Source organism: Marinomonas posidonica (genome assembly GCF_043643765.1).
Classification (GTDB): Bacteria; Pseudomonadota; Gammaproteobacteria; order Pseudomonadales; family Marinomonadaceae; genus Marinomonas; species Marinomonas posidonica_A.
Genome location: NZ_JBHZSP010000014.1, coordinates 78163 through 89535, shown reverse-complemented (window position 1 = coordinate 89535; position 11373 = coordinate 78163). Strand labels below are relative to the sequence as shown.

Annotated in this window: 19 protein-coding genes; 15 read left to right on the top strand and 4 right to left on the bottom strand. The window is 45.6% G+C overall.

Translation table 11 applies throughout. The annotated features are described in order from the left end of the window. Positions 1-595: 595 nt before the first annotated feature. The 4 genes from ACHUFM_RS15825 to ACHUFM_RS15810 are packed head-to-tail and all read right to left on the bottom strand — an operon-like array spanning position 596 to position 3540. Complete coding sequence (locus tag ACHUFM_RS15825) at positions 596-1102, bottom strand: PBECR2 nuclease fold domain-containing protein (protein ID WP_394183394.1); 507 nt, start codon at positions 1100-1102, stop codon at positions 596-598. Between the two features lie 5 nt (positions 1103-1107). Beyond that, positions 1108-2121: a phage integrase gene (locus ACHUFM_RS15820; RefSeq protein ID WP_394183392.1), complete on the bottom strand. Its 1014-nt coding sequence runs from the start codon at positions 2119-2121 to the stop codon at positions 1108-1110. Then, on the bottom strand, positions 2111-2857 hold the full coding sequence (locus ACHUFM_RS15815) for a hypothetical protein (protein WP_394183391.1): 747 nt from the start codon (positions 2855-2857) through the stop codon (positions 2111-2113). Before ACHUFM_RS15815 ends, ACHUFM_RS15820 begins: the two co-directional genes overlap by 11 nt. Before the next feature lie 17 nt (positions 2858-2874). Beyond that, entirely contained in the window at positions 2875-3540 is a 666-nt protein-coding gene (locus ACHUFM_RS15810) for a S24 family peptidase (protein WP_394183389.1), read from the bottom strand. 145 nt (positions 3541-3685) lie between these two features. Here ACHUFM_RS15810 and ACHUFM_RS15805 point away from each other — a divergent pair, with 145 nt between their 5' ends. From ACHUFM_RS15805 to ACHUFM_RS15735, 15 genes are all read left to right on the top strand, one after another. Further along, positions 3686-3988, top strand: a complete 303-nt coding sequence (locus ACHUFM_RS15805) for a hypothetical protein (RefSeq protein ID WP_394183388.1) — start codon at positions 3686-3688, stop codon at positions 3986-3988. 189 nt (positions 3989-4177) lie between these two features. Then, complete coding sequence (locus ACHUFM_RS15800; RefSeq protein WP_394183386.1) at positions 4178-4570, top strand: hypothetical protein; 393 nt, start codon at positions 4178-4180, stop codon at positions 4568-4570. A 9-nt stretch (positions 4571-4579) separates the two neighbouring features. Beyond that, on the top strand, positions 4580-6301 hold the full coding sequence (locus ACHUFM_RS15795; protein ID WP_394183384.1) for a replication endonuclease: 1722 nt from the start codon (positions 4580-4582) through the stop codon (positions 6299-6301). Positions 6302-6320: 19 nt separating this feature from the next. Beyond that, a complete protein-coding gene (locus ACHUFM_RS15790) occupies positions 6321-6539 on the top strand; it encodes a hypothetical protein (protein WP_394183382.1) in 219 nt (72 codons plus the stop codon). Then, positions 6532-7002: a hypothetical protein gene (locus ACHUFM_RS15785; protein WP_394183381.1), complete on the top strand. Its 471-nt coding sequence runs from the start codon at positions 6532-6534 to the stop codon at positions 7000-7002. Before ACHUFM_RS15790 ends, ACHUFM_RS15785 begins: the two co-directional genes overlap by 8 nt. Then, complete coding sequence (locus ACHUFM_RS15780) at positions 6999-7157, top strand: hypothetical protein (RefSeq protein ID WP_394183379.1); 159 nt, start codon at positions 6999-7001, stop codon at positions 7155-7157. Before ACHUFM_RS15785 ends, ACHUFM_RS15780 begins: the two co-directional genes overlap by 4 nt. Continuing rightward, on the top strand, positions 7154-7645 hold the full coding sequence (locus tag ACHUFM_RS15775) for a hypothetical protein (protein WP_394183378.1): 492 nt from the start codon (positions 7154-7156) through the stop codon (positions 7643-7645). Before ACHUFM_RS15780 ends, ACHUFM_RS15775 begins: the two co-directional genes overlap by 4 nt. Then, complete coding sequence (locus tag ACHUFM_RS15770; RefSeq protein ID WP_394183376.1) at positions 7642-8334, top strand: ATP-binding protein; 693 nt, start codon at positions 7642-7644, stop codon at positions 8332-8334. The genes ACHUFM_RS15775 and ACHUFM_RS15770 overlap by 4 nt, the downstream gene beginning before the upstream one ends. Positions 8335-8607: 273 nt before the next feature. Next, positions 8608-9435, top strand: coding sequence for a major capsid protein P2 (locus ACHUFM_RS15765; RefSeq protein WP_394183375.1), 828 nt, complete (start codon positions 8608-8610; stop codon positions 9433-9435). 9 nt (positions 9436-9444) lie between these two features. Then, the gene (locus tag ACHUFM_RS15760; protein ID WP_394183373.1) at positions 9445-9744 is read left to right on the top strand and encodes a hypothetical protein; all 300 of its coding nucleotides are present in this window, start codon (positions 9445-9447) and stop codon (positions 9742-9744) included. Beyond that, positions 9744-9884, top strand: coding sequence for a hypothetical protein (locus ACHUFM_RS15755; RefSeq protein ID WP_394183371.1), 141 nt, complete (start codon positions 9744-9746; stop codon positions 9882-9884). Before ACHUFM_RS15760 ends, ACHUFM_RS15755 begins: the two co-directional genes overlap by 1 nt. 82 nt (positions 9885-9966) lie before the next feature. Next, complete coding sequence (locus ACHUFM_RS15750) at positions 9967-10173, top strand: hypothetical protein (protein WP_394183369.1); 207 nt, start codon at positions 9967-9969, stop codon at positions 10171-10173. Continuing rightward, a complete protein-coding gene (locus tag ACHUFM_RS15745; protein ID WP_394183367.1) occupies positions 10170-10553 on the top strand; it encodes a hypothetical protein in 384 nt (127 codons plus the stop codon). The genes ACHUFM_RS15750 and ACHUFM_RS15745 overlap by 4 nt, the downstream gene beginning before the upstream one ends. Continuing rightward, positions 10553-11038, top strand: a complete 486-nt coding sequence (locus ACHUFM_RS15740) for a hypothetical protein (RefSeq protein WP_394183365.1) — start codon at positions 10553-10555, stop codon at positions 11036-11038. Before ACHUFM_RS15745 ends, ACHUFM_RS15740 begins: the two co-directional genes overlap by 1 nt. 2 nt (positions 11039-11040) lie before the next feature. Continuing rightward, positions 11041-11373, top strand: a 333-nt coding sequence (locus tag ACHUFM_RS15735) for a hypothetical protein (RefSeq protein ID WP_394183363.1), incomplete at its 3' end; no start/stop codon positions are given.

The window sequence follows — 11373 nt, the reverse complement described above, 5'->3', positions numbered from 1 at the left end:
AGTTTAAATTCTCTGTGATATTTGGACATAAAAAGACCCCCAGTAATTGGAATGTCCAACTATTGGGGGTCAGTTCACGAAGGTGGCTTTTTTATTTGGTGTCTCATATGAGCACCGACTTCATTTTTAAAAGTGCAAACTCTTTTAAAATCAAGCGCTTGATTGGTGGAGATGGGGGGAGTCGAACCCCATAAATAATGCCTTTAAAATCAGTAACTTATTGGTTTATAAAGATACATATACTGTATTTTTGTACAGTATTTTTGGGCGTTTTTAGTGGTTCGGTGTGTCGGATGTGCGTCGGATTGGTCTATTTGATAAACTCTGTTATATTAAAAATCAGCTGCTTATCGTTTTTTGGTGTTTATTAGTGTTTGATAGTGTTTATTGGTGTTTTATACCTTTTCGATTAGTTTTTCCAATTTCAATTTTGACGACACCGTCAGTACTATAAATAGTGAAAGCGAGAAGCAAGTTGGCCTTACTGCCTATAACTTGTGGAAGGACCCCATAGATAAGTAAGTGTCTGTGTTAGGGTGGGACCTTTCTCCATTGCCCATGGATAATTAGGGCACATATTCTGAAGGGTAGCGGTTCATTCTGTTACCCTTTTTCTTTGGTAAATCACTTCTCCTGACCTGTGTTTATTGAGACGCTTTGCGTCTATCTGCATGAAGTTCCATAGAGTATGGGTTTCATGTTGAGCAACGACAACCAGCATTTGATATTGACTGGTGTAGGTTCCAATAAACTGAAATTTAACTGAATTATTATCATACCGAGAACGCCAAATTTCAAAAGGGTCACGGATTGTTGTTAGGGCATAATGAATATAGCGCTCTCGTGCATCTCTTCGCTTTTCGACTATATGGCCTAAATGCTTAGCATCTATGTCAATTAGTCCAATGGGTGTTTTAAGTTGTTTTACATCATTCTCATGCAGTAAACCAAATTCACGCATTAAAACATTGATTGCCTCATCATGACTTTCTGCTTCGTCTATGACTTCGGGACTGTGTAGCCTATGCTCAGGTGGCAGACTTCGTAAGTCTTCTAGCCCTATTTCGTTCCATTGAGGTTGATCTGTTGTTCTTTTTGCCATTCTGTTTAGGGCTCTTTTTTTTCTGCAAGCGGATTTAGTCTCGTAGCTTCTTCCAGATAGTCCGGTGCTAGGTGTGCGTAGCGCATGGTCATTTTTATGTCAGTGTGGCCTAGTATCTTTTGTAAGGTCAAGATATTGCCGCCGTTCATGATGAAGTGGCTGGCGAAGGTGTGGCGTAGTACGTGACTGGCTTGGCCTGCTGGTAGTTCTATGGTTGTTCGCTTTAGTGCGCGACGAAAGGCGGATATTGAGAAGGTGAACAGGTTATTCCCTCGTGTTCGCTTGGCGTGTTCTTGCAGTTCTTCGAACAATTCAGGGGTAATAGGTACGCTTCTGTTTTTGTTGCCTTTGGTGTCTGTGTACAGCACTTTGTTGTTATGCACCCTTTGAATGGTCAGGGCTTCGGCTTCTCCCCAACGTGCGCCCGTTGCCAGGCATACTTTACTGATTAGGGTAACGTGTGGATTGTCGCATTCGTCCGTGGCCGCCAGTAATTCATTGATTTGATCGTGGGTTAAAAAGGCCAGTTCATTGTCTGGCACACGCACGTTTTGCACTTCTTCCAAGGGGTTGGGGTAATAGATTTCCTTGGATTTGATTAGGGTGCTAAACATGGCGCTTAGATAGGTCAAATCATTATTAAGCGTCTTCGGCTTGCGCCCTTCTTTGGCTCTTTTGGCTCGCCAGCGTATGTACTGGGTGCTGCTTAAGCTCGACCCGACCGGATCGCCGAGTTGGTCCGCAATCATCAGCATTTTAGCTTTACGGCGTTTGCCGTCTTTTAAAAAGTGGCCGTGTATGTCGTCCCAGATATCAATAAGCTCGGATAGCTTACGGTTGTCCTTGGGTTTCTCTAACCAAGGCTTTTCATCGGATTGAGTCTCATGCTGGGCAATGGTGTAACGCATAAAGCGTTCACACTCGCCTTTGGTGGGAAAGGTGCGCTTGTATTCACGACTGCCACGGCCAGCCACACGGAAACGAACTTCATATCCAGAAGGTGCTTTTTTAATGCCCATAATTTTCACCATCAATATTAGGACAAAATTCTTGTGGTGTTTCTGGCATTGTGATTAACGGATAAGGTAAAAATAATCCGGATTCTTGTTCTTGATAAAACCAGCTAACATTTAGTTTGGCTGTTTCGTATGAGCCTTTATCATCAATGTAATTAATCCAAAAGACATCATTTTTATGTTTTATCTCATAAAAACGTATATAGGTTTTTATTTCTATTACATCTCCTGTATTTGCCTCATGTACTACATCTGAGATGCTTTGAAGATTTTCTAGAGCCATCGATATTTTTAAGGCCTTTGCTCCAACATTTATTATTCTGAGAGTGCAGAAAAACTCACCACTTTCATTTTTATATTTACCAAACGAAGGGTTCCAAAAATTTGGCTGTTTTTCTTGAAATCTATTTAAACTCTGAGTTTTAAAAACTTTCTCTTGAAAAGAAAGTGATCTTTCGGAAATCTTAATTGTTTTTTTAAATTCTTCTATTTGATTTTTCAGCTCTCTGTTTTGCATTAAATAGCCAATTATCAGCCATAAGAAAGCTAATGGGCTAAAGGCTCCTGCAAGATAATCACCTATTTCATTTAGCCTCATTGGAGGGGAAGGCGGGCTGTAATATAAATTCATACCTAAGATGAAAATAACGGTAATGAAATACAATAGTGAAGCCCATATGCCAGCCTTCATTTTACAACCAAGGCCACTTCCATCTTTTTTTTCTGTTTTATTAGTCATTCCCTTGTACTCCTGCCCTAAATCATCGGATGGCCTGACCACACGACACGGCCAATTATTTTAAGTTTGCTTAGACCTTCTAACGGTATCGTCATTGGTTGGTAGTTCTTGTTGTCTGAGGTGATCGCCACCAATCCATCAAGCTGCTTCTGCACACGCTTTACGAACAGTTCCCCGTCATAGTTGATCACGTAAATGCCGCCGTCACTGGTGACTGTGTTTTTGGTTTTGTCGATCACCAAGGAATCACCAGAATAGATGGTGGGTTCCATAGAATCCCCACGGGCATAAATGGCGATTAGGTTCGCTGGGTTGATGCCGGACTTTCTCAACCATGATTCTTTAAAGGCCAAATGCTGGTCGATATTTTCCGCTTCCACCAATGCGCCTTGTCCTGCGCTCGCTTCAATGCTGTATTGGGAAATATGGCAATAGTCGTCTTTCTCTGGCAAAACTTGGATTTTGTCAGTTTGGGGTTCACCGTGTCCGGTCAAAATCCAGTCCATTGAAAAACCATTTTTCCTAGATAATTCATACACTTCTTTATAGGGAATCGTGTCCCTTTTCTTCCAGTTAGCAATAACAGAAGAAGTTACGTTTAGTAATTTTGCCAGCTCTGAAGCATGTTTAGCCCCTGCCGCAACAATCATTCTTTCAATCACATCCGAAGCAGATAACAACATTGGTTCCCCTATAAAAGTGTCAAATGACAACTCAAATACTTGACTAGTCTTTTTGCTAGGTCTAATATCCGTTTTGTGAGTTGTCAAAAGTGACAAAAAGGCATAAAAGCCAACAAAAAGACAAATTTAATAGGAGTATAGGAAGATGAGTTCCACAAAACCAGAAGGAAAGGCAAAAAAATACAATTCTGTGACTAACAATCATGATGCTTCGTCAGTTGAAATGATGAAAATTCATTTTCCTGACGGCCTTATTGTCGAGGTTTCGGGTCCTTACTGCACACCACAGGAGTGGGCTTCTCGCACTTCTATGACTGAGGACGAAGTTAAACAGGCGCTTTATGACCGCCGCATGGCTCGCCACCAATTTTCCCCACGCGGTGATTTGTTTGTGAATGTCGTTATGGAAACACGCCGCCTTCTTGATGCGAAACCTTGGAACCGATAGGAGGCAGAGCATGGAAACCATATTCGAATCAATGTGTGTTGATTGTGGATGGAAGGGGAGCGAATCAGAGCATCTTTTTCTAAACGGCTGGCACGTCTGCCCACAGTGTCACCAACCAGATTTTTTGGTGACAGGGGAAGAAGTGGACGAAATAGCAGAGGACGACTCAATCCCATTTTAGGAGGGGCAATGTCTGCATTAATCCAAAGCCGCTCACAGTTAGCGGCCTTTCTTTCTACCACGCCACCAAAGGCGCTTTTTTACCACTTATTTCAAGCTATGAAGGAAGAAAAAGCCATGATCAACCAAGAAGCCCAAAACCGCTTTTTTAACATGCTGAATGCCGCCCCAGAACTCAAACAGTATTGGGATATGGAAGAAGGCGCGGCAAAGATTAAATCTATTCAAATTGCATTGGACCGTAAAGCCAAAGAGGATGCCATGTTGCTGCGTTTCTTAGGCTCTGTCTGGTTTGGCAACTCGGATATGTTCGATTTTGATTTTATCCATGCAATCAAGCACATGAGCAAACGAGATATCAAGATCGTTCGTAAGTGGCTTGTTGATCCATTCTTTTGTTAGGGGGTGACTATGTTTGCCCCAACTCCCCAATGTATCACTTGGCGTAATGAACTTATTTCAGGTTTAAGCCCTCAAGACGAGGGCTTTGTGCGCTCGCGTCTTGACGAGTTAGACCAGACGAAAGGCCATGTTGCTGCGAATACGTGGCTACGTGGTGCCATTGCTCGTATCGAATTGATTAGTCGATTAGATAAAACGGGAATGCGTAATATCGTTTTGAAAGAAGCGGAACGCCGCCAGAAACGAGACAATCAAGACATTGCTATGGCTTGGCTGCGTAGTGTGGTTGACCGTTTGTATTTTTGTGACGAATGGATAACTGACCTTGTGGGCGACAAGCTGCAAGAATGGGCAAAGGAAAAAAGCCGCCGGTTCGAAATGTCGGCCAATGGTTTCTTGCTTAAACAAAACGCCCATTTCTTCAATTACATTCAGCGTGAAGCCGAATCGGTTAATGCCTTGTTTGATCAATGGGACGATAACGACAAAGTGCATTCGCTTATGCTGCGCATGTTTACCCCTGAATGGTGGATGCGACAAGCAAAGCGCCACTATCGCGCCGTTGAAAACATTCGCCGTGAGTGCGGCCAAGTGTGCAACCAACAATCCCCTTATGTGTCACGTTGGGGGATTAATCGATACCGCAAGCAGCGACAAGCAAACCGCGCCTTTTTGGAAAGCTGGGAAGCAACCAACCAATACGAGCAGACGTTTTTACTGTCTGACCTTGCAGATAAGAGCATTTCCAATCCGATACACAACAAAGCCGAGTTAAGTGTCAGGATTAAAGGGCTTCAATACTTGGCGGTGCAGTATGGTCACATTGGCTTGTTTATCACCATGACTTGTCCGTCTAAGTACCACCCCGTGCATAAAGAGTCAGGCTACCGAAACAAAAAGTTTTATGATTTTGGTTGCCCTTCACCAAGGGATGCACACCACTATTTGAATAACCAGTGGGCAAAGATTCGCGCCGCCTGTAAGCGCGAAGGTATTCATTTTTACGGGGTAAGAGTGGTAGAGCCTCACCATGACGGCACGCCACACTGGCACCTTATTCTTTTTGCGGATCGTAAACAAAGCACGCGCCTTATCGACATTGCCAAGGGTTATGCCTTTGAAGTGGATGGAGACGAAAAGGGCGCTCAAGAAAGTCGCTTTGATTATTCCTATTTAGACCCCGCCAAAGGTGGCGCGGCTTCTTATGTGGCTAAGTACATTGCCAAAAACATAGACGGCTTATCTGCGGACGGTAAGCCGCTGGACATTCTGGACGAAGAAACGGGACGCACCTTTGTAGATTCTGCAGAACGGGTCCAGGCATGGAAAAGCCGCCACGGTATTCGCCAGTTTCAATTCTTGGGCTCGTCTTCGGTCACGGTGTGGCGCGAAATACGCCGCCTAAAAGATGCCATTCCTAAAACCTTTATTGATGTTTACAACGCTGCCAAGGCGAACGATTGGAAGCGTTACACCGAGTTAATGGGTTCCGGTAAAAACCAAGCCTTAAGGCCGCTTTATGAACAAGGTGAAAACAATCAATTCGGTGAACCAAGTATCAAGATCAAAGGGCTTGTTTCGATTGTCGCGGAATATCTGCCTACTCGTTTGTATGAGTGGACGATTCAGCGGGTCGGCTCTTTGTCTTTAGGAGCGGCGCAGCCGTTCCCTAGAAATCGTGTCAATAACTGTACGGGGGGCAATTTTAGCCCCCAATACCAAATCCACTAGCAACCACAAAGGACGAAAAATGGAGAACCAAGAACTAGAAGCACTACTGACAAAACGAAGCGAAGCACAAGCCAGACTGAAAGAGGCGTTTAAGGGGTTAAGCGGTGTTAGCCCTATGTCACTTATGACTGGCGGTTTTAAGTCGCTTGAAGGCGTAGCCGCGCAGTTTGAAAGCGTGGCGTTTCTCAATGACCAAGTAATTAACGAACTAGCACGGAGGGCTTTAAACAATGGCTGACACAATCGGGTATATCAAGTGCACAGAACCAAGCTGTGATTGCATAGCTGAAGTTAGGCAAGCGGGTGGTAAGCGTAAATCGCTTTATACCCATTGCCCAGACTGTGGCACCAACCAAGCAAGCGGAGTTAATCGCCAAAAATACCTTAAAGAGAATCTAAAGGGTTCTCGTGAAGAATTAACCGTACCCGTAAATAACTTAATTGACGGGTACAAAAGCGATACCGAAGAAAAAGCCGCTATACCAACACAGAATGCGGCTTCCAGCGTTTCGGACGATACCGACCAGATACCGAAAGAGAAGCCGAAAGCGGATACCGAAACCAAGCCTAAAGGCATGGCAGAAGAAAGCCCAGCGGCTCCCCCTGTTTTGTTGGGTGCCTTGGCGCTTTTCGCAACCTTAATCACGGCTATTTTTGCCAGCCGTAAACCGAAAACCAAACCTAAAGGACAAACAGCATGAAAATAGATTTACCAGCGACAAGTGCAAAAATTAAAAACTTTGGTCCATTGTATTTAATTGATAACGAAATGATGACGGGGGCGGTGTTGTCTTTGCCTTGGCCTTTTCGTGGCGTACAAATTCAAATCATAAAAGTAAGAGGTAATGAGCAATGAGCAACGAAAAACAAACGGAATTAGAAACCGTGGAAGCGGCGGCAATCTCAGAAGAGCAGGCCGATTTTTTGAAAGCGCTGGAAGCGGAAGAAGCGCAAGCCGACTTTGACCCAGAACAAGCCAAGGCAGAAGAACAGGCCGAGGCAGAGCAAGCGGAAATGGACGAACAAACCGCCCAATTAACCGCAATGGGCGGCTTAGGCATGATTGAATTTGCGCTTAAGCGATTCATTCACAAAGACTTTGAGTTCACACCAGATACCAAGTCTTACGCAATCGAAAACCTAAGCCCTGTTTTAATCAAATACGGTGCCTTACTTCCTGCTTGGCTGGCGGCTTATGATGCCGAAATCAAAGCGGCTATGGCCGTGGGTAAATTGGTATCCGAGGGTGTGGACACTGCCCAAACCCTAAAGGCTCAAGAAGCCGAAAAAGCCAAGGCTGAAAAAGCCGCGCAAGAAAAAGAGCGCGTAAGGGTGGCGGCATGATCCTACAGCCTAAGAACCCTAACAACCAACTAAGCGCAGAACATGCGCTTTTCGTTGGTTCCTCTGGTTCCGGTAAAACAACAGGCGTTAAGCAAGTAGGCGTTATCAAGGCCACCGATCAAGTGGCCTTGTTTGACCCCTATTGTGATTATGAGGTGCTGTGCGGTCGTGAGGTGCGCCGTTATACGTCATTAGCGGCCTTTGCTCGTGCTCTGTTTGCGGCGCGTGCTGCTAAGGGTGGCCGAGGTTTTAAGATTGCCTATAGCCCAAAAGACGGAGCCAACGCGAAGAACCTAGAAGCCTTTTCAAAGGTGGTATGGGGTGCGGGGAACGGCCAACATAAGAAGCCATTAAAAATCGTCTTTGAAGAACTTGCCAAGTGTGTGACGACCAGCGGCGCGGCGCGTGGTGCCTTTGGTGAAATTCTAACGGGTGGCCGTAAGTTTGGCTTACACGCTATTTGTATCTTTCAGCGTGGGCAAGAAGTGCCTAAAACGGTTATGGGGCAATGTTCGATTAAGTGGGTTGGCCGACAACAACGCAAGCAAGATGCGGTGTATCTGGCGAACGAATTGGATTTACCCGTTGATGACATTATCGCCCTGCCAAAATTCCATTATTTGATGAAAACAGATGACCACAACATAGGCCAATTTGATAAAGGTAAGCTGAAAAAACTGGCCGCTTAAATTGCCGAATATTGCAAGAAATAAGGAAAGAACAGCCCGTTATACCTTTAGGTATCTGGGCTTTTTTTTGCTTGACGGATACCTAAAGCGATTTTGTATGTTTCGTCCTGTTCAACACACATTCTTTCAATTAACGAACAGGTAAAAAAACATATGAACGTCAAAAAATATATGCCTATTGCCGTGGTTGCGCTTTTAGTCGCTGCTGCTGTGGTGTGGGCTTCAAATAACGTAGATGCCGTTGAAGACGCAATCGGCTAAGGGGAATAAATCATGCTTTTAATTCCTAAACGATTAAACGGCTTTAACGGTGTGGGCTGGGGGTCTAAGGCTTCTATGTCTTTGGCTACGGGTCCAACTTACAACGAAATCCAATTGGTCACGTCTTTAACGGCGGCTCAAATTCGCCAAGTGTCGGTTATTTTGAATGGTGACACCATCATTCAGGTCACGGGTAAACAGCTTGTCATGATGGAGAAATACAAAAAACATCATGTTCAAGAAGCCCAGTTTGACGGTGACGGAAACCTAACTCAAAAAGGTATTTTCGTTATTCCGTTCACCAATCCGAACGCCAAAAACCAAAACGGCGCGTACTTTGGCGGCTTGGTCACACTGCAAGGTGAAAACATCACGCTGGAAGTGGAGATTGAAAACGGTTCTGGTGCTTTGTCGCTTGAAGCCTTTTCTTATCAAGCACCCGCACAATCTCGCCGTATTTTTGAGCCTCGTATCAAAGAGCATATTTTCCAAGCCAATGCGACTGGCTGGAACGACTTTACCACCTTGCCAACGGGCGCAGACATTAACATTCGCCGCGCTTACTTCAAGGGCGATTTGAAACGCCTAATTATGGAACGTGACGGCATTACTTTGTTTGATGTAACCGCCGAGGTGCAAGCCTTCCAGCAACAGCGAACAGGCCGAGCGCCACAAGAGGGTTATTTCATTCTTGACCCGACCATGTACGGATTTGAGCAAGCGGATATTTTGAACACGGGCAAAAAGTCCGAGTTTGTATTCCGTACCGAGCTAGGTAAAGCGGAAGCGGTTCCTATTTTGGTGGAGTCGGTGAAGCAAGTCGCACAAATTGCGGCTTAAGGGGTATGTATGGGTCTTTGGGACGATATTACAGACAAAGCAACAACCGCTTATGAAGCAGCGGAAAGTGCGGTAACGAACTGGTGGGAATCAGGCGAAAGCGCCCCGCAGAGTTACGAGCAAACCGCCGCTTATGAGGCCTCGGCCTCTGGGGCGTATGCAACAACGGTTCCCAATGCACAAAGTAACACGGGTGAAACGGTCGTGGTGACCAGTTCGCCCTTGTCTACTCAAACCCTTTTGATCGGGGGCGGTGTTTTGGCCGTGGTTCTGCTGGTTGTTGTCTTGATGATGAAAGGGGGTCGTTAATGCCGTTATTGATCCCCTTAGCGTCTGTCGGTTTTGGTTTCGTGGCTGGCTTCTTTACTGGTAGCCAGTTTGGCTGGATTAAATGGCTTTTGATTGCACTGGCGGCATGGTTTGTGGCTAAGAAAATGGGGGTGGTGTGATGTCTTTTATTTCGTATTTATTCCGCTCTCTTATCGTGGCCGTTGTGTCTTTCTTTGTGTCTAAAAAGTTGGGGGTGGTGTAATGAGTGGCATTCCTGGCATCAGTTCGGGCGGTGGTGACATTAGCCCAGACTTAAGCGCAACAGCGACCAACACGGGCGGCACCAATTCACTGGGCGGCTTTTCATTTGGCAACTATAACGCCTCAACCAACTACACGCCTTATATCATCGGCGCGGTGGTGTTGGGGGTTCTCTGGTATTTATTGAAGGGTAAGAAAAGACGATGAAAGTATCTCGTATTAGTTGGCCTTACCCGCATCAAATGCCTGAAAAGCTTTTAAAAGCGTGCGGCGATGACTTCGCCAGCATTCGAAATCAGGTACAAGACAGTCTAGCGCATTTGTACTTGATCGAAGGTGAGAACACGCATGTATGGGTGGTCACTCGTGGCGAAGAACTCCCAGAAGGTAAAGAGCTGGTGATTGTGTGCGCGGCGGGTCATGGCATGAAGGACGTGGGGCAACTCTTAATTGATAACGCCAAGCGTCTTGGCTTTGACTCCATTCGTTACCACGGTAGCGCAGCGACACACCGCCTTTACTCTGGTTATGGCTTTGGCGGCGTGGAAGTTGAGCGCGTCTATAAAGTCGCGTTAGGGGGTGTCTAATGGGCGGTAGTTCTAAAAGCTCAAATAAAACAACCAACAATGTAACGAATTACTCGTTGCAAGGTATGGAAAACGCCGAAACCGTAGTTGCTGGTAATGGAAATACGGTTACCACCACTGACCACGGCGCGGTAGAAGGCGCGTTTGATTTTGGCGAGTCGGCTTTAGAGTTTGCGGGGAACGTGGTTGATTCAAACGAGCGAGTCACCGAAAGCGCAATGAATAAAAACTCTGAGCTGGCGGGGCAAACTATTGGCTTTGCCTCGGATGCCATCGAAAACAGCTTAGATTTTTCCAGCGACTTGGTAAACAAGAGTATTGCCAGCCAAAGTAGTTCGACCAATGCCATTAAAGACTTGGCGCAATCCTTGGCAACGGGTGGCGCTGCAGATGCAGCGGCCAGCTCAACACGAACCGTTTACACCATGGGCGCGGTCATTGTGGTGGTCATGTTGGGCATGGTGTTTATGGTTAAGGGGCGTTAGTCATGCAGTTAAAACTAAAACCATTAGAGCGAAAAGAAATCTCTATCACGGGGGAATCGTTTGTTTATATCGATGGGCTGCACCCTATCGAAATTCAAACGAAAGAGCAGCGTGCGGAAATCCCCAGCGGGTCACAAGTGCGCTTTGACAAGTTCCATTCAATCACAGTGCAAAACAAAGGTGATACGGACTTAGAGGCCACCATTGTGATCTGTGAGGGGGAGTTTCGAAAGCTTTTTGAAGGCTCAACTATCAGCGCGGAAATTATCAATACGGTTGATGTGTCTGGTTCAAAGGTTATTGTGTCAGAGATGCCAAAAGTGGACGTGTCAGGT